Below are 16,445 nucleotides of genomic sequence, written 5' to 3' on the forward strand. Positions count from 1 at the left end.
GCCAGCCATCTAATGTGTGCGGCGAGCACGGGATTGACGGGTCGACGGATCGACCTGCAGACGGGGGAGGACGGGGCCATGGCCGCCGTAAAACAACGCAGGCTGCGGTCGAGCACGGTGGTGCTCGGCGGCATGGGAATACTCGCACTGACGATCACCTCGTGTGGTTCGGAACCGGACAAGCGCTGTGCCGACCGGAGCACCTATGAGGAACTGTCCAATTCCGACTGCGACAGCACCGGCACAGGCTCGTACTACTACGGCGGCAAGAGCAGCAACGGCCGTGTGTACGACGGCAGTTTCGACAAGTCGGCGGTCGACCGCGGCGGCTTCGGCTGCTCGTCCACCGGCGGCGGCTGAGCCGGCGCAGGCGCACGATGATGCAGCGTCGGACCATCGAGCCACGCCCCGGCTGGCAGCAGACGGTCGAGGAGCAGGGGCTCGTCTATCCGCTCACCCGCTACCCGGACGACTCCCTGCGGCCGTACTGGGACGAGAGCGCCTACTACGTCTTCTCCCTTCCCGAGGTCGAGGCACTCGAAGTCGTCGTCGAGGAACTGCACGCCATGTGCCTCGCCGCCGCCGGGCACATCGTGAAGAACGACCGCTTCGCCGATCTCGGCATCACCGACCCCCGACTGGTCGCGCTGATAGCCGAGTCCTGGCACCGCCGGGACGAACTGCCGTCCATCTACGGCCGGTTCGACCTCCGCTACGACGGAACCGGCCCGGCCAAGATGCTGGAGTACAACGCCGACACCCCCACGTCCCTGGTCGAGGCCGCCAGCCCCCAGTGGTTCTGGATGGAGGAACGCTTCCCCGGCGCCGACCAGTGGAACTCCCTGCATGAACGGCTCATCGACGCCTGGCGCCGCCAGGCACACCTCCTTCCGCCGGGACCTCTGCACTTCGCCCACTCCGACGGGGACGAGCTGGGCGAGGACCTGATGACCGTCGCGTATCTGCGCGAGACGGCCCAGCAGGCGGGTCTCGAAACCGAGGCCCTGTCCGTCGAGCAGATCGGCTGGGACAAGCTGACCGGCCGTTTCGTCGACGACCGGCTGCGCTTCATCCGCAGCTGCTTCAAGCTGTATCCGTGGGAGTGGCTGACCACGGACCGCTTCGGCCCCCAGGTGCTCGACACCCTCGACAACGGTGGCGGCACCGGCAGCACCTGCTGGATAGAGCCCGCCTGGAAGATGCTGCTCTCCAACAAGGCGCTGCTGGCGATCCTCTGGGAGCTCAACCCGGACCACCCGAATCTGCTGCCCGCCTACCTCGACGGGCCGCGTGAACTCGCCCTCGACGGGGGCTATGTCTCCAAGCCCCTGCTCGGCCGCGAGGGCGCCGGAGTCACCGTCCACGAGCCCGGTCACGCCCCGGTGGTGCGCCAAGAGGCCTGCTGCTACCAGGCGTTGGCGCCCCTGCCCGACTTCGACGGCAACCGTGTCGTACTCGGCGCCTGGGTCGTCGAGAACGAGGCGGCCGGCCTCGGCATCCGGGAATCGTCGGGCCTGATCACGGACGAGTACGCCCGCTTCCTCCCGCACGTCATCCTGTAGGCGGGGGTCGGCGGCCGGCCCCGCCGGCCACCGCCCCGTGCCCCGCGCCCAGCGGGCCCGACACCTACCGGGCCAGAACGGCCCGCAGCTGCTCCAGGCCCCAGTCCAGGTCCTCCTTGCTGATCACCAGCGGCGGGGCGATCCGGATCGTCGACCCATGGGTGTCCTTCACCAGCACCCCCCGCCCCATCAGCTTCTCGGAGATCTCCCGGCCCGTGCCGTACGACGGAGAGATGTCCACCCCGGCCCAGAGCCCCCTGCCGCGCACCGCCTCCACCGCGCCGCCGGTCGCCATCAGCCCCAGCTCATGGTGGAGATGATCACCCAGCTCCGCCGCCCGCTGCTGGTACTCACCCGTGCGCAGCATCGCGATCACCTCAAGGGCCACCGCACACGCCAGCGGATTCCCGCCGAACGTCGAACCGTGCTCCCCGGGCCGGAACACCCCGAGGATCTCGCTCGACGACACCACGGCCGACACCGGCACCACACCGCCGCCGAGCGCCTTGCCCAGCACATACATGTCGGGCACCACGCCCTCGTGCTCACTGGCGAAGGTCTTACCGGTCCGGCCCAGACCGGACTGGATCTCGTCCGCGATGAACAGCACGTTCCGCGACCGGGTCAGCTCACGTACGCCCGCGAGATAGCCCGGCGGCGGCACCAGCACCCCCGCCTCGCCCTGGATCGGCTCCAGCAGGACGGCGACGGTGTTGTCCGTCATCGCGGCGTCGAGCGCGGCGAGATCCCCGTATGGAACGATCTCGAAGCCCGGCGTGTAGGGCCCGTAGTCCGCGCGGGCCTCCTGGTCGGTGGAGAAGCTGATGATCGTGGTCGTACGGCCGTGGAAGTTGTCCGCCGCGACGATGATCTTGGCGGTGCCGTCCGGCACCCCCTTCGTCCGATAGCCCCACTTGCGGGCCGTCTTCACGGCGGTCTCCACCGCCTCCGCGCCCGTGTTCATCGGCAGCACCATCTCCATGCCGCACAACTCGGCGAGCTGGGTGCAGAATTCGGCGAACCGGTCGTGGTGGAACGCCCGTGAGGTGAGCGTCACCCGCTCCAACTGGGCCTTGGCGGCGTCGATGAGGCGCCGATTGCCATGGCCGAAGTTGAGCGCCGAGTAGCCGGCGAGCATGTCGAGGAAGCGTCGCCCCTCGACGTCGGTCATCCATGCGCCGTCCGCCGAGGCGACGACGACGGGCAGCGGGTGATAGTTGTGCGCGCTGTGCGCCTCCGCAGAGGCGATGGCACTCTCCGTTGTCGCCACGGGTTCTCCGTTCGGTCGAGCCAAGCCATCCGGTCAGGGCGCGGTGGCGCCCCTGTTTCTATCGTCACTCGCCAGTGTGGACGAAGAAACCTTGCCCCCGGCGTGCCCTGGGAGACAACCCCGCAGGCAGGTCGGGTTGGATCACACGTCCAGCAGTTGCCCGCGCGGACCCGCCTCGGGCCTTCCCCCGCCCCGTCGATACGGCGGTCGAGGCAGTCGTCCCGCGAGCGGTCGCAGCACCAGACCCAGCACCACTCCGGCCCCCAGCGCCGGTATCGCCCACCACCAGCCGTCCGTGCCGCCGGACGAGACCCCGGCCACCTCGTCCACCTCGTCCGTCTCGCGTGTCGCCTCCGTCTTCTCCGTCTCCCCGGCGGGTGGCACCGCCGCGCCGGCCCCCTGCGCGGTCTTCTCACCCATGACGCCGATCTTCTTCAGCAGCGCCCGCAGCGCGGCCGGCTCCTCCGCCCGGTGCCATACGCCGGTCTCCGTCCCCCGCATGTCCGTCGACGTATGTATCCAGATCTCCGAGGTGTCCGCGCTCGGATACACCCGGTCCAGTCGCCAGGGCTGCACATCGTGGACCATCCACGTCACATTGATCTGCCGTGAGCCCATCGCCGAGTCCAGCGACCCCGGCCGCTTCTTCCGGCCCTCCGGCAGCGCCCCCATCCCCTCACCGCCGAGCTGCCGCGACAGCGCCTCGTACTCCGCGTCGCTGTGGTACAGCGAGGCCGTCTCCGCGCTCTCCGGAGAGGCGATCAGCACGCTCGTGGGGCCACCGGCCACCGCGCTCGGGGCGAACACCCAGGTCAGCGCCGTCACCGCGATGAGAGCCGCGAGCCGTCGAACCGTGCTCGTACGTCGAAGTCGCATGATTCCCCCTGCCGACGCCGGGCCCGGACCCTCCGGACCGCCTTCGCGTCACTTCCTGTACACCGCCCGAGCCGAACCGGTTCCCGATCGCCTTCACCGGCTTCGGTCAGCGCGTCGACCGCGCGACAGCCGTCGCGCGCTCCATCGACTCCACGCCCTCCAGCCGCAGTGTCAGCGGCTCGCCGCTACCGCTCGGGCCGCTGTCCTCCCACAGCAATGTGGGGCCAGCCGTCCGCGCCGACCGTGTCCAGCCCTCACCCCGGTTGTCGATCAACCGGAATCGCAGCAGATGAGGATCGGCGAACCACAGACCCGTCGACTCGTTCAATTCCCCCGGGTGCAGGACCAGCCACTGAGGCATCTGCCGAACCTGCTTCGAGAACCCCAGGTCCAGACCGGCCCGGAACTCCTCCAGCCGTATGGTCCGGCCGCCGGAGTCCGTCCAGCACAGACTCACCACCGGACGACCCGCCGACACGCCGTCCAGCGACACCTGGTCAGGCTCTCCGAGCCCGGCCGGGATCCGCGGTGCGAATCCGGCCCGCCGCTCCACCTCCGCGATCGGCATCGGATCGCCGCAGCCCGGCACCGGCGCGCGCGGGCCGGGCGTCGCCGTCGGGTCGTACCGCACCTGGACCCCGCCGAAGTCGAACCAGTCGGCCACGGCCGCACGCACCGGCGGTGTCAGCACCAGCACGACCAGCAGTCCCGAGACCCCGGCCGCCAGCGCTCGCCATCTGCCGCGCAGCAGTCGGCGCAGCCGCGCCGACCGAGCCGCCCACCCGGAGACCCGAGCCGAGGCCGGGCCGGATACCGGGTCGCGTGTCGGGTCGGATACCGGATCGGATGCCGGTGCCGGTGCCGGTGCCGGTGCCGGTACGGGCGCCGCGTCGGCGAGGAGCTGGGCCAGAACACGCTCGGCCATCGTCTCTCCGTCGACATCCGGGACCCGCATACCGCGCCCCAGCGCCCGCAGCTCCTCGGCAAGATCCTCACGCTCGCCGTCATCCATGTCCGTCACCCCCTCCCTTCTTCGACCTCGTCTCCCACTCGGACTCGGACGCCAGCAGCCCGCCCATCAGCTTCAGCGCGCGACTCAGCCGCGACTTCACCGTGCCGCGCGGCCAGCCCAGCGCCTCCGCCGTCTCCGCCTCGTTCATCTCCAGCAGATAGCGGCACGCCACCACATCGCGGTGGTCGTCGCTCAGCTCGTCGAGCGCGGCCCACAGCTCGGCGCTCCGCTCCTCCTCCATCGCGGCAACCGCGGGATCGGCCGATTCCGGTATCAGCGGCTCACCCCGCGACAGCGCCGCCTCGCGCCCCGCCACGGCGCGCAGCCGGACCGCCGACCGCACGGTGTTCCTCGTCTCGTTGGCCACGATCCGTATCAGCCAGGGGCGGAACGACGCGCCGTCCTTGAAGCTACCCAGGGACAGATACGCCTTGATGAACGCGGACTGCACCACGTCCTCGGCGTCCGCCCCCGCGCCGCAGGCCACCGCCACCCGCAGCGCGATCCCCGTATAGGCGCGCACCAGCTCCGCGTACGCCTCCCGCTCCCCGGAACGCACACGCGCGATGACAGTCGATTCATCCGCAACCGTCAGGATGCGGCCCCCCTCCAGGGTCCCCTCCCGTGTCCTCACTCTTTTGATACACCGCTCACCCCAGATCGGTTCCCAGCCTGTCCCGACCTGGCGGCCCCACCTGAGAGAATGTCCAACATGGCCACTCGTCCTCGCGCGCTCTCCGGTATCCAGCCCACCGCAGGCTCGTTCCATCTCGGGAACTACCTCGGTGCGATCCGGCAGTATGTGGCGCTGCAAGAAGATCACGACGCGTTCTACATGGTCGTGGACCTGCACGCGATCACCATGCCGCAGGAGCCCGCCGACCTGCGCGCCAACACCAGGCTCGCGGCCGCGCAACTCCTCGCCGCCGGTCTCGACCCGCAGCGCTGCACGCTGTTCATCCAGAGTCACGTACCCGAACACGCCCAGCTCGGCTGGGTGATGAACTGTCTGACGGGCTTCGGCGAGGCCTCCCGCATGACGCAGTTCAAGGACAAGTCCGCGAAACAGGGCGCCGACCGCGCCACGGTCGGACTCTTCACGTATCCGATCCTCCAGGTCGCCGACATCCTGCTCTACCAGGCGGACTCCGTCCCGGTCGGCGAGGACCAGCGCCAGCACGTCGAGCTGACACGTGACCTCGCCGAGCGCTTCAACACCCGCTTCGGGAGTACGTTCACGATCCCGAAGCCGCACATCGTCAAGGAAGTCGCGAAGATCTACGACCTCCAGGACCCGTCGATCAAGATGAGCAAGTCGGCGTCCACGCCGAAGGGCCTGGTCAATCTGCTGGACGACCCCAAGGTCACCGCGAAGAAGATCAAGAGCGCCGTCACCGACACGGGCACCGAGATCCGCTTCGACGCCGCGGACAAGCCCGGCATCAGCAACCTCCTCACGATCTACTCCACGCTCACGGGCGCGAGCATCGCGGATCTGGAGAAGAAGTACGAGGGCAAGGGCTACGGCGCCCTGAAGGTGGACCTGGCCGAGGCCACGGTCGACTTCGTCACACCCTTCCGCAGCCGCACCCAGGAATATCTGGACGATCCGGAGACGCTGGACTCGATCCTGGCCGAGGGCGCGGAGAAGGCCCGCACGGTCGCCGCGGAGACGCTTGCCCAGGCGTACGACCGGATGGGCTTCCTGCCCGCGAAGCACTGAGACGCACCGGGGCGGGCGTGCCGATCCCGGCTCGCCCGCCCCGGCCGACCGTCGGCGCCGCCATACCGCATACGCGCCGTCCGCGTACTGCTGACCAAGGACCCTGGCCAGAAGAACGGTGTGCGCGCGACACTGGCGCAGGGACGGAATCGGCCACACCCGGACCGCACCACGCACCACCGCCACACCCGCAGCACCAGCACCGCCCGCACGAAGCATCACCGCCGCACCGCACCACCGGCACACCGCACCACCGGCATACCGCATCACCGGCATACCGCATCACCGGCACACACAAGGACTGAGGAGAACGACGTGGGGACCGTAACGCTCGGCGTTTCGATCGCGGTCCCGGAGCCGTACGGCAGCCTGCTCCAGGAGTGCCGCGCGGGCTTCGGCGACCCTGCCGCGCACGGCATTCCCACCCACGTCACGCTCCTGCCGCCGACCGAGGTCGACGCCTCGACGCTGCCGACGATCGAGGCGCACCTCGCCTCGGTCGCCACGGCCGGCCGGCCCTTCCCGATGCGGCTCTACGGCACGGGCACCTTCCGCCCGCTGTCGCCGGTGGTCTTCGTCCAGGTCGTCGAGGGCGGCTCGGCGTGCACCTGGCTCCAGAAGCGGGTCAGGGAGGCGTCCGGGCCGCTGGTACGCGAACTCCAGTTCCCGTACCACCCCCACGTGACCGTGGCGCACGCCATCTCCGAGGAGGCGATGGACCGGGCGTACGAGGAGCTGGCCGACTACACGGCCCGCTGGAGCTGCACGTCCTTCGGGCTGTACGAGCAGGGCTCGGACGGTGTGTGGCGGATGCTGCACGAGTACGTCTTCGGCGGCGGCACGGAGATGACGGGAGTGCCCTCCCAGAGCACCCCCGTCGACCTGCCCGCTACCTCTTCGCTGCGTCAGTAGCCGTACGGAGGGCCGTACCGACCCCGTACCGACCTCCGTACGAAACTCGTCCTGTCAGCCGTACGGACTCAGATCGGCAGCCGCCGGAACAGCGGCCTCGGCAGATGCCGCAGCAGCGACATCGCCACCCGCAGCGCCCCCGGCACCCACACCGTCTCCGAGCGGCGCCGCAGCCCCAGTTCCACGGCCGCCGCCACCGCCTCCGGCGTGGTCGCCAGCGGTGTCTCCTCCAGCCCGGCAGTCCTCCTCGTCCGTACGAAGCCGGGCCGCACGACCATCACGTGCACACCCGTGCCGTGCATCGCGTCCCCGAGCCCCTGCGCGAACGCGTCCAGGCCCGCCTTGCTCGACCCGTAGATGAAATTGGCGCGCCGCGCCCGCTCGCCGGCGACCGACGACAGCACCACCAGCGAACCGTGCCCCTGCGTCTGCATCGCCGCCGCGCACACCAGACCGGCCGAGACCGCGCCTGTGTAGTTCGTCTGCGCGACCCTGACGGCCGCCGTCGGATCCGCCTCGTCGTGCGCCTGGTCGCCGAGGACACCGAAGGCGAGCAGCGTCATGTCGATGTCGCCCTCCGCGAAGACCTTGCCGAGCACTTCCGCGTGCGAGGCCGGGTCGAGCGCGTCGAAGTCGACGGTGCGGACGTCCGCGCCCTGGGTGCGCAGCTGCTCGGCCGCGGTGTCGAGCGCGGGCGACGCGCGGCCGGCCAGCCAGACCGTGCGGGTGCGGCGCGCGATCAGCCGGCGCGCCGTGGCCAGCGCGATCTCGGACGTGCCACCGAGGACGAGCAGGGACTGCGGGATGCCGAAGGCGTCCTTCATGGTGCGGTGCTCCTTGCAGCGAGGGTGCGGGATGAGCCTCATGGGGGCTGAGGCGGGGCCGGGACGAGGATTTCGGGGCGGGTGGCCGAGGCGTCAGATCGAGAGACGGCGGGAGAGGTCGGAGACGAAGACCGCGCGCGGGTCCAACTCGGCCCGCAGCGCCCGGAACTCCTCCAGTCGCGGATACATCGCGGCCAGCAGCTCCGGCCGCAGCCGCGAGTCCTTCGCGAGACAGACCCGGCCCCCGGCGGCGGCGACGTCCTGGTCCAGCTCGTCGAGGAAGGAGCCGAGGCCGGCCGGGCCGGTGGGGACGTCCAGCGCGAGTGTCCAGCCGGCCATGGGGAAGGACAGCCAGCCGGGATCACCCGCGCCGAGACGCTTGAGCACGGCGAGGAAGGAGGGGCAGCCGCGCCTGACGATGCGTCGCACGATCCGGATCAGCGCCTCCTCCTGACCGTGCCCGACGGCGAACTGGTACCGGACGCAGCCGCCGCGCCCGTACAGACGGTTCCAGTGCGGCACGCCGTCCAGCGGATGGAAGAAGGCGGGGACGCGCCGGAGTTCGCCGGTCCGCCGGCGCGGCGCCCCCCGGTACCAGAGCTCGTTGAACAGCTCGGCCGTCTTCCGTCGCAGCAGCCCCTCGGGTACGTAGGAGGGCGCGCCGGGGAGCCGGGTGGGCCGGAAGGCGAGCGGCCGTCTGCGGGACCGCGCGGGCAGCTCGGCGAGTGGCGTGTGGTTGCCACGGGTGAGGACGGAGCGTCCCAAGGAGGAGCCGCGGGCGAGCAGATCGATCCATGCGACCGAGTAGCGGTACGCGTGGTCCGACGTGGTGAGACGGGCCATCAAATCGTCGAGGTCCGCGGCGCGTTCGGTGTCGACGGACATCAGCGAGGTCTCGACGGGGTGCAGCCGGAACGTCGCCGCCAGGATCACTCCCGTCAGCCCCATACCGCCCGCCGTCGCGTCGAAGAGCGGCGTGCCGGGGACGACCTTATGTACGGAGCCGTCGGCGGTCAGCAGGTCCAGGGACAGTACGTGGCGGGAGAACGAGCCCGACACATGGTGGTTCCTGCCGTGGATGTCGGCGCCGATCGCGCCGCCGACCGTGACCTGGCGGGTCCCGGGCGTCACCGGCACGAACCAGCCGAGCGGCAGCAGCACCTCCATCAGCCGGTGCAGGCTGGTCCCCGCCTCGCAGCTGACGGTGCCGGCCTCGGTGTTCACGGACAGGACGCGGTCCAGGGCGGTCATCTCGATGACGGAGCCGCCGGCGTTCTGCGCGGCGTCGCCGTAGGCGCGGCCGAGTCCGCGCGGGATGCCGCCGCGCGTACCGCAGTCGCGTACGGCCCGCGCCGTCTCCTCGTATGAACGCGGCCGTACGAGACGGGCGGCGGCCGTAGGGGCGGTGCGGCCCCAGCCGGTGACGGAGACGAAGTCGTCGGTGACGGGCTCGGCGATCTCGGCAGACATGGTCGAGACGGTATCGCCCTAAACGTAATTCTCTGCGTTATAAGCCGTATTTGCTGCCGTACTCGTATGAATGGGTGGTTGGGTGAGTCATGTCGAGTGCTGACGTGAGAATCGGCATCCGGGGTACCCGACCGTTGGTTCTCCGATCCGAGGGCAGGTCTCCGTCATGGACTGGCTGAAAAAACTCCCCGTCGTCGGGCCGCTCATGGCCCGGCTGATGCTGACGCACGCCTGGCGTTCCTACGAGACCCTCGACCGGACGCACTGGTCCCGGCTCGCGGCGGCGATCACCTTCATCAGCTTCCTGGCGCTCTTCCCGCTGATCACCGTGAGCGCCGCGATCGGGGCCGCGCTGCTCAGCAAGGACCAGCTCGACCGGCTCCAGGACAAGCTCACCGACCAGGTGCCCGGCATCTCCGACCAGCTCGATCTCAACTCGCTGGTCGCCAACGCGGGCACGGTGGGCCTGGTGGCGGGCGCGCTGCTGCTGTTCACCGGCATCGGCTGGGTCGGCTCGATGCGGGAGTGCCTGCGCGCCGTGTGGGAGCTGGACGACGCGGACGAGGGCAACCCCTTCGTACTCAAGGCCAAGGACGCGGTCATCCTCGTCGGCCTCGGCGTCACCGCGCTCGCCTCGATCGGCGCGTCGGCCCTCGGCTCGACGGCCGTCGGCTGGAGCGCCGACCGGCTCGGCATCGCGGAGGGCGGCGCGGGCGGTGTGCTGCTCCAGATCGCGGCGATCGTCGTCGCGGCCGTCGCGGGCTTCCTGATCCTGCTGTACGTGCTGACGCTGCTGCCCGGCGTGCATCCGCCGCGGCGCCGGCTGATCGTCGCCGCGGTGATCGGCGCGATCGGCTTCGAACTGCTCAAGCTACTGCTTGGCGGCTATGTGCGCGACGTGGCGGGCAAGAGCCTGTACGGCGCGTTCGGGGTGCCGGTCGCGCTGCTGCTGTGGATCAACTTCACGGCGAAGCTGATGCTGTTCTGCGCCGCCTGGACGGCGACGCCGAGCAAGGACGAGCCGTCCGAGGGGGAGCGGAACACCTCCGGGACGGACGACGACGCGACGGATTCGGCGGCGGTCGCCCCGGGCGGGTAGTGATGTGGGCCCGGGGCCTGACCGGCCCCCGAAGATCCGCCGGACACGACCTCGGCCGTGTCTTCAAAGTCCCGCCTGGCCCGCGACGCCTGGCACGGCACCTCGCCGCGTTGTCGGAGTCGGCCAAGTACGCCCAGTACGAACACGATCCTCCGCCTTGCGATGCACCGCACCAGCCACCGCGGGCCCCGCCCTGCGGGCGGACGGCGCTACTTTGAAGACACGACCTAGCGGCCCGGCAGGCGCTTGACCAGGTCCGGGAGGGGCCAGCGGCGGTTCACCAGGAACACCGCCGCCGCCAGCAGCAGCAGCGCGCCGCCCGTGATGGCCACCGCGATCCCCATGCCGTTCGAGCCCGACGACGCGGAGGCCTTGTCGCCCAGCGAAGCCTGGTCCGTCCCGCCGTCGCCGCCGGCCTCGCCCTTGCCGCCCGATTCCTTGTCCCCGACGGCCTCCTTGTCGGAGCCGTCGCCGGCCGATCCGGGCTTCACCAGTTCGCCGATCGGCTGGACCTTTCCTGCGGCGGTGAAGCCCCAGTCCATCAGCCGGGCCGTCTCCTGATAGACCGCCAGGCTCTCCTCCCCGGACGGATTCATGACCGTGACCAGGAGGACCTTGCCGTTGCGCTCGGCGACGCCGGTGAAGGTCGAGCCCGCGTTGGTGGTGTTGCCGTTCTTGACGCCGGCGATGCCCTTGTAGGGGTCCAGGCCCGCGTCACCGGTCAGCAGCCGGTTGGTGTTCTGGATCTCGAAGGTCTCGCGCTTCGGGGCCTTCTTGCCCTTCTTCGCCTTCTTCTCCTCGCCGGGGAACTGCACCCTGACGGTCGACGAGTACTCTCGGAAGTCCTTCTTCTGGAGCCCGGAGCGGGCGATCAGGGTGAGGTCGTACGCGCTGGAGACCTGCCCCTTCTCGTCGTAACCGTCCGGCGAGACGACGTGCGTGTCGAGCGCCTTGAGCTCGGCCGCGTGCTTGTTCATGTCGGCGACCGTCTTGGGGACGCCGCCGTTCATCTCGGACAGGACGTGCACGGCGTCGTTGCCCGAGCGCAGGAACACGCCCATCCACAGATCGTGGACGGTGTACGTGCTCTCCTCCTTCACGCCGACGAGGCTGCTGCCCTCACCGACATCGGCCAGATCCGCGCTCGTCACCTTGTGTGACTGGTCCTTCGGCAGCATGGGCAGGACCGTGTCGGCGAAGAGCATCTTCAGCGTGGACGCGGGCGGCAGCTGCCAGTGCGCGTTGTGCGAGGCAAGGACGTCACCGCTCTCGGCGTCCGCGACGATCCAGGACCTGCCGGTCAGCTTCTTCGGCAGGACCGGCACACCGGCGGCGAGATTCACCTGGGTGCCGGGTTTGCCGAGCAGGGTGCCGCCGACCGTCGACATCGCCGCCGGCGGCTTCGGCTGCTTGTCCTGCGACTTGTCCGTGTCCGCGTCGTCCGCCAGGACGGGCGCGGCGGTCAGAACGGGCAGCAACGCGGCGGCGAGGACCGTCAACGCGGTCTTTTTCAATGCGGACACGGTCGGAAACGTACATGGCCTGACGGTCGATCCGAACACCGGCGGCCGGACCCGCCGCTTCCACCGCTGGGACAGACCACTTTCCGGCCATCGACCCTCGTCGGGCAGCCCCCGGCGAAGCGGTGGCGCGGGCTCCGGCGATACTGGATCCATGAAGCTCAGCCGCCCCGTGTCCTGGTTCCTGCTCGCCTTCGGGGTGTGGAGCTGGTTCATCTGGATCACTTTCGTCAAGAATTTGTGGCAGGACGGCAGCGGACTCGCCTTCGACGACGCCGGTGACCCCACGGGCTACTTCTGGGTGCATCTGCTGCTCGCCATTACGTCCTTCCTTCTGGGGACGGGAGTTGGGGCGGTGGGGTTCCGTGGAGTCCGCGCCTTGCGCCAGGAGTCGTGCCGTGAATCCCGGCACGAGCCGAGGAACGAACCCGGCGACGAGCACGTAGTACAGAGACAGCGACAGGGATAAAAAGGGGACCGGCTTGTGATCGTCGTGGTTGTTCTGATGGCGCTCGTCGCCGTCACACTGGTGGCGGGCGCGCATTACTACATATGGCGGCGCCTGGTCCGCGACACGACAGTGGCGGGCGGTACGGCCCGCAAGGCGGGCACCGCCGTGATGATCCTGCTGCCGGTCCTGACCGTCGCCGGCGTGGGGGTGGGCCGCGGTGAGACGCCGTTCGCGCTGAAGCAGATCCTCGGCTGGCCCGCGTACATGTGGCTGGCGACGCTGCTGTACCTGCTGCTGGCACTGCTGGTGGGCGAAGCCGTACGACCGGTGCTGCGCCGGGTGCTCGACCGCCGGGCGGCGGCATGCAGGACCCCGGAGACCGCGCCCGTCGAGGAGCCGGCGACCGTCGGCGCGCCGGCGCCGTCGAACGCACCGGCCACCTCCGGTCCCGACGCCGACAAGGGCGCGGACACGGACAAGGGCACCGACAAGGGCGCGGACACCGCCACCCCTGAAAACCCCGCGGCCCCGGCCCCCGATCCCTCCCGGCGGCTCTTCGTCTCCCGTGTCGTCGGCGGCGCCGCGGCCGCGGCCGCGCTCGCCACCGTCGGATACGGCGCGTCGAACGTGCTGCGCGGCCCCAGCGTCAAGCGCGTCACGGTGCCCCTCGCGAAGCTGCCGCGCGCCGCGCACGGCTACCGGATAGCCGTCGTCAGCGACATTCACCTCGGCCCGTTGCTGGGCAGGGCCCACGCGCAGCGCGTCGTCGACACCATCAACTCCACCAACCCCGACCTCGTCGCCGTCGTCGGCGACCTGGTCGACGGGACCGTCGCCGACCTGGGGTCGGCGGCCGAGCCGCTGGCCGGGCTGCGGGCGAAGCACGGCTCGTACTTCGTCACCGGAAACCACGAGTACTTCGGCAATGCGGGCGAATGGGTCGACCACGTACGGGAGTTGGGCCTGCACCCGCTGGAGAACGCCCGCGTGGAGATCGCCGGGTTCGATCTGGTGGGCGTCAACGACATCGCGGGCGAGGAGGAGGGCGAAGGCCCCGACTTCCAGAAGGCGCTCGGCGGACGTGACCCGGCGAGGGCGTCCGTACTCCTCGCGCACCAGCCCGTCGTCATCCACGACGCCGTCAAGCACGGCATCGATCTTCAGCTGTCGGGACACACGCACGGCGGCCAGATGTGGCCGGTGAACTACATCGCGCAGGCGGCCAACCCGACCCTGGCCGGTCTTGAGCAGTACGGCGACACCGCGCTCTATGTGACGCGCGGTGCCGGGGCGTGGGGCCCGCCGGTGCGGGTCGGGGCGCCCGCGGACATCACCGTCGTGCAGTTGGCGTCCCGCCAGGCGTGAGGGCCGGCCGGCGGGCCCGCCTCAACAATCGGGCGGGCCCGCCTCAGGAGCCGACCGGACCACCCGCGGTGTCCTCGGCCGCCGGACGGGCCCGGGGCAGCGTGACCGTCACCGTCAGGCCCGTCCCCGGAGCCGTCCGTACCGACACCGCGCCGCCGTGCGAGCGCACCACCGCGTGCACGATCGCCATCCCGAGCCCGCTGCCCGCACCGCCGCCACCGGCCCGGAAGAAGCGGTCGAATATCCGGTCCGCGTCCTCGTCGCTCATCCCCGGCCCCTCGTCGCGGACGCGCAGCCGCACCTCGCCCGTGTCCGAGCGCCCCAGCTCCACCCGGACCGGCGAGCCGGCGGGCGTATGGACACGGACGTTCGTCAGCAGGTTGCCGATGACCTGCCGGAGCCCGGACTCGTCCGCCTGGACGAGCACCGAGCCCGCCGCCGACACGTCGAGCGGCCGCTCCGGCTGCTGCGCGCGCAGGTCGTCGGCGGCGTCGCGGACCAGCCGGCTCAGATCCACGGGCCGCAGCCGCAGCACCGGCCGCTGGTCGAGCCGGGCCAGGGTGAGCAGCTCGTCAACGAGCCGGGCCATCCGGTCCGCCTCGTCGGTCATCCGGGCCAGCGCGCGGGCGTGCTCCGCCTCTCCGCTCAGCATCCCCTTCTGGGACAGCTGGAGATAGCCGCGGATCGCGGACAGTGGCGTACGCAGCTCGTGCGACGCGTCCGCGACGAACCGCCGCAGTTGCGCCGCGCTGCGCTCGCGCGTCACGTACGCGGACTCGACCTGCTGGAGCATGGCGTTCAGGGCGAGCCGCAACTGCTCCGTCTCGGTGACCGGATCGTGGCGGCCGGGCACCCGGCGGGTCAGATCGCCCTCGGCGATGGCCGTCGCCGTCTCGACCATGTCCCCGAGCGGGCGCAGCGTACGGTTCGCGTTCACCAGGGTGATCAGCGCGAGCAGGACGAGCAGCAGTCCGCCGACGGCGGCGTCGAACTTGAACGCGAGCAGCAGGGACTTGTGCACCGCCTTGGTGGACGTCGAGATCAGCACCGTGGAGCCGTCGCCGAGCCGGGCTCCCACCACCCGGTACGGGTCGCCGCCCATCTTCACCTCGCGCACGCCCCGTTCCCGGCTCAGGGCCGTCGGGTCGGTGACCGTACGGGCGAGTTCACGCTGCCGCTCGCTCGGGACGACACCGGCGAAGTTCAGCGCCCTGCCCTGCGGGTCGACCGCCACGAAGACGGAGTCGGGCGCCGGCAGTGAGCCCGCGCCCGGCCTGCGGGGCGAGATCTTCTCCACTATCGCGGCGAGCGAACTGAGTGACTCGATCTGATTTATCGTCAGTTCGGTGCGCTGCAACCCGTCGCGTGACGTGGTCAGTTCGGAGTCGATGGAATCCAGCAGATAGTGCCGCAGACCGAAGAGGCTGACCGCGGTCGCGATCGTGATGCCCAGCGCGAGCAGCACCACATTGACCAGTGTGAGCTTCGAACGCAGCGAGCGCGTACGGTGCTTGGGCCCGCGGAACGGCACCCGCAAGCGCGGAGTCACGGGGAGCCCGGACTCGCGAGACCGTAGCCGACCCCGCGTCTCGTCATGATCAACGGCGGCCCGTGCACGTCGAGTTTGCGCCGCAGATAGCTGATGTAGGTCTCCACCACCGTGGACTCGGCCGCGTGCTCGTACCGCCAGACGTGCCGCAGCAACTGCTCCTTGGTCACCACCGCACCGGCGTTGCGCACCAGGAACCGCAGCAGCGCGTACTCGGTCGGGGTCAGGTCCACCGTGCGGCCCGCCCTGCGCACCGTGTACGTCGCCTCGTCCAGCTCCAGATCGCCGTGCCGCAGCGGCGGCCGGACGGCGAGCCGGTCGGCCGGCCGGGTCCTGCGCAGCACCGCCCGGAGCCGGGCGACCACCTCGTCCACGTTGAACGGCTTGGTGATGTAGTCGTCGCCCAGCGAGAGCCCGCCGACGATCTCCGCCGGCGCGTCCCGCGCGGTGAGGAAGACCACCGCCATCTCCGGGTGCGACAGCCTCAGCTGGTGCGCGATGTCGCGGCCGTCGCCGTCCGGGAGCATCACGTCGAGCAGCGCCACGTCCGGGCGCGCACGCCGTACGGCCTCCGCCGCCTCCCGTACCGACCCCGCGGCCACCACCTCGAACCGGTGGTAGCGCAGGGCGATGGTCAGGACGTCGGCGATGCTCGGCTCGTCCTCGACCAGGAGCACGGTCGCCGTCGCGTCCGTCGTGGCTCCGGCGGTCATCGCTCCAGCAGTCATGGCTCCAGTATCCGCGCGCGGCCCGCGCCGACCGGCCCCCGCCGCCTTGGAGTTCCTTGAGAGTCACCTCCGCGACCCCGCCCG

At 70.5% G+C, this 16,445-nt stretch carries 16 protein-coding genes; 7 read left to right on the forward strand and 9 right to left on the reverse strand.

Annotation, left to right across the window (positions count from 1 at the left end):
- The first annotated feature begins 78 nt into the window (after window positions 1-78).
- On the forward strand, window positions 79-360 hold the full coding sequence (locus ACFWHU_RS09360; RefSeq protein ID WP_385791404.1) for a hypothetical protein: 282 nt from the start codon (window positions 79-81) through the stop codon (window positions 358-360).
- A gap of 20 nt (window positions 361-380) precedes the next feature.
- Window positions 381-1,562, forward strand: a complete 1,182-nt coding sequence (locus ACFWHU_RS09365) for a glutathionylspermidine synthase family protein (protein ID WP_385791402.1) — start codon at window positions 381-383, stop codon at window positions 1,560-1,562.
- 64 nt (window positions 1,563-1,626) lie between these two features.
- Here ACFWHU_RS09365 and rocD read toward each other — a convergent pair whose 3' ends face one another.
- The 4 genes from rocD to ACFWHU_RS09385 form a co-directional block, all read right to left on the reverse strand.
- Window positions 1,627-2,832, reverse strand: coding sequence for an ornithine--oxo-acid transaminase (gene rocD / locus ACFWHU_RS09370; protein ID WP_385791400.1), 1,206 nt, complete (start codon window positions 2,830-2,832; stop codon window positions 1,627-1,629).
- A gap of 141 nt (window positions 2,833-2,973) precedes the next feature.
- Window positions 2,974-3,708 (reverse strand): hypothetical protein, encoded by a 735-nt coding sequence (locus ACFWHU_RS09375; RefSeq protein WP_387224513.1) that lies wholly within the window; start codon window positions 3,706-3,708, stop codon window positions 2,974-2,976.
- A gap of 106 nt (window positions 3,709-3,814) precedes the next feature.
- Window positions 3,815-4,720, reverse strand: coding sequence for a hypothetical protein (locus ACFWHU_RS09380; RefSeq protein ID WP_387224817.1), 906 nt, complete (start codon window positions 4,718-4,720; stop codon window positions 3,815-3,817).
- On the reverse strand, window positions 4,713-5,354 hold the full coding sequence (locus ACFWHU_RS09385; RefSeq protein WP_387224514.1) for an RNA polymerase sigma factor: 642 nt from the start codon (window positions 5,352-5,354) through the stop codon (window positions 4,713-4,715). Before ACFWHU_RS09385 ends, ACFWHU_RS09380 begins: the two co-directional genes overlap by 8 nt.
- 69 nt (window positions 5,355-5,423) lie before the next feature.
- On the opposite strand from ACFWHU_RS09385, the gene trpS reads away from it, so the two are divergent.
- Window positions 5,424-6,443, forward strand: coding sequence for a tryptophan--tRNA ligase (gene trpS / locus ACFWHU_RS09390; RefSeq protein ID WP_385791394.1), 1,020 nt, complete (start codon window positions 5,424-5,426; stop codon window positions 6,441-6,443).
- Window positions 6,444-6,758: 315 nt separating this feature from the next.
- Window positions 6,759-7,355 (forward strand): 2'-5' RNA ligase family protein, encoded by a 597-nt coding sequence (locus ACFWHU_RS09395; RefSeq protein WP_078075436.1) that lies wholly within the window; start codon window positions 6,759-6,761, stop codon window positions 7,353-7,355.
- A 68-nt stretch (window positions 7,356-7,423) separates the two neighbouring features.
- On the opposite strand, the gene ACFWHU_RS09400 is transcribed toward ACFWHU_RS09395, so the two are convergent.
- Both ACFWHU_RS09400 and ACFWHU_RS09405 read right to left on the reverse strand, forming a co-directional pair.
- Window positions 7,424-8,179 carry a decaprenylphospho-beta-D-erythro-pentofuranosid-2-ulose 2-reductase gene (locus tag ACFWHU_RS09400; RefSeq protein ID WP_385791392.1) on the reverse strand — a complete coding sequence of 252 codons (756 nt, stop codon included), beginning with the start codon at window positions 8,177-8,179 and terminating at the stop codon, window positions 7,424-7,426.
- A gap of 93 nt (window positions 8,180-8,272) precedes the next feature.
- Window positions 8,273-9,649 carry an FAD-binding protein gene (locus ACFWHU_RS09405; protein ID WP_387224515.1) on the reverse strand — a complete coding sequence of 459 codons (1,377 nt, stop codon included), beginning with the start codon at window positions 9,647-9,649 and terminating at the stop codon, window positions 8,273-8,275.
- Window positions 9,650-9,815: 166 nt separating this feature from the next.
- Here ACFWHU_RS09405 and ACFWHU_RS09410 point away from each other — a divergent pair, with 166 nt between their 5' ends.
- Window positions 9,816-10,748, forward strand: coding sequence for a YihY/virulence factor BrkB family protein (locus ACFWHU_RS09410; RefSeq protein ID WP_385791388.1), 933 nt, complete (start codon window positions 9,816-9,818; stop codon window positions 10,746-10,748).
- 227 nt (window positions 10,749-10,975) lie between these two features.
- Here the strand turns inward: ACFWHU_RS09410 and ACFWHU_RS09415 are convergent, their stop codons facing one another.
- On the reverse strand, window positions 10,976-12,271 hold the full coding sequence (locus ACFWHU_RS09415) for a D-alanyl-D-alanine carboxypeptidase family protein (protein WP_387224516.1): 1,296 nt from the start codon (window positions 12,269-12,271) through the stop codon (window positions 10,976-10,978).
- A 151-nt stretch (window positions 12,272-12,422) separates the two neighbouring features.
- Between ACFWHU_RS09415 and ACFWHU_RS09420 the strand changes: the two genes are divergently transcribed.
- Entirely contained in the window at window positions 12,423-12,737 is a 315-nt protein-coding gene (locus ACFWHU_RS09420; protein WP_385791384.1) for an SCO4848 family membrane protein, read from the forward strand.
- 36 nt (window positions 12,738-12,773) lie between these two features.
- Entirely contained in the window at window positions 12,774-14,084 is a 1,311-nt protein-coding gene (locus ACFWHU_RS09425; protein ID WP_385791749.1) for a metallophosphoesterase, read from the forward strand.
- A 43-nt stretch (window positions 14,085-14,127) separates the two neighbouring features.
- Here ACFWHU_RS09425 and ACFWHU_RS09430 read toward each other — a convergent pair whose 3' ends face one another.
- The gene (locus ACFWHU_RS09430; protein WP_387224517.1) at window positions 14,128-15,633 is read right to left on the reverse strand and encodes a sensor histidine kinase; all 1,506 of its coding nucleotides are present in this window, start codon (window positions 15,631-15,633) and stop codon (window positions 14,128-14,130) included.
- On the reverse strand, window positions 15,630-16,361 hold the full coding sequence (locus ACFWHU_RS09435; RefSeq protein ID WP_385791380.1) for a response regulator transcription factor: 732 nt from the start codon (window positions 16,359-16,361) through the stop codon (window positions 15,630-15,632). The genes ACFWHU_RS09430 and ACFWHU_RS09435 overlap by 4 nt, the downstream gene beginning before the upstream one ends.
- Window positions 16,362-16,445: the final 84 nt, after the last annotated feature.

It is taken from the genome of Streptomyces sp. NPDC060366 (assembly GCF_042725135.1).
GTDB lineage: Bacteria > Actinomycetota > Actinomycetes > Streptomycetales > Streptomycetaceae > Streptomyces.

Bases quoted from the DNA above. Each gene is read 5' to 3' on its own strand.
- trpS (WP_385791394.1), top strand. From the start codon at position 5,424: ATGTCCAACATGGCCACTCGTCCTCGCGCGCTCTCCGGTATCCAGCCC.
- ACFWHU_RS09365 (WP_385791402.1), top strand. From the start codon at position 381: ATGCAGCGTCGGACCATCGAGCCACGCCCCGGCTGGCAGCAGACGGTC.
- ACFWHU_RS09360 (WP_385791404.1), top strand. From the start codon at position 79: ATGGCCGCCGTAAAACAACGCAGGCTGCGGTCGAGCACGGTGGTGCTC.
- ACFWHU_RS09405 (WP_387224515.1), bottom strand. From the start codon at position 9,649: ATGTCTGCCGAGATCGCCGAGCCCGTCACCGACGACTTCGTCTCCGTC.
- ACFWHU_RS09375 (WP_387224513.1), bottom strand. From the start codon at position 3,708: ATGCGACTTCGACGTACGAGCACGGTTCGACGGCTCGCGGCTCTCATC.
- ACFWHU_RS09435 (WP_385791380.1), bottom strand. From the start codon at position 16,361: ATGACTGCTGGAGCGATGACCGCCGGAGCCACGACGGACGCGACGGCG.
- ACFWHU_RS09425 (WP_385791749.1), top strand. From the start codon at position 12,774: ATGGCGCTCGTCGCCGTCACACTGGTGGCGGGCGCGCATTACTACATA.
- ACFWHU_RS09380 (WP_387224817.1), bottom strand. From the start codon at position 4,720: ATGGATGACGGCGAGCGTGAGGATCTTGCCGAGGAGCTGCGGGCGCTG.
- ACFWHU_RS09400 (WP_385791392.1), bottom strand. From the start codon at position 8,179: ATGAAGGACGCCTTCGGCATCCCGCAGTCCCTGCTCGTCCTCGGTGGC.
- ACFWHU_RS09420 (WP_385791384.1), top strand. From the start codon at position 12,423: ATGAAGCTCAGCCGCCCCGTGTCCTGGTTCCTGCTCGCCTTCGGGGTG.
- ACFWHU_RS09410 (WP_385791388.1), top strand. From the start codon at position 9,816: ATGGACTGGCTGAAAAAACTCCCCGTCGTCGGGCCGCTCATGGCCCGG.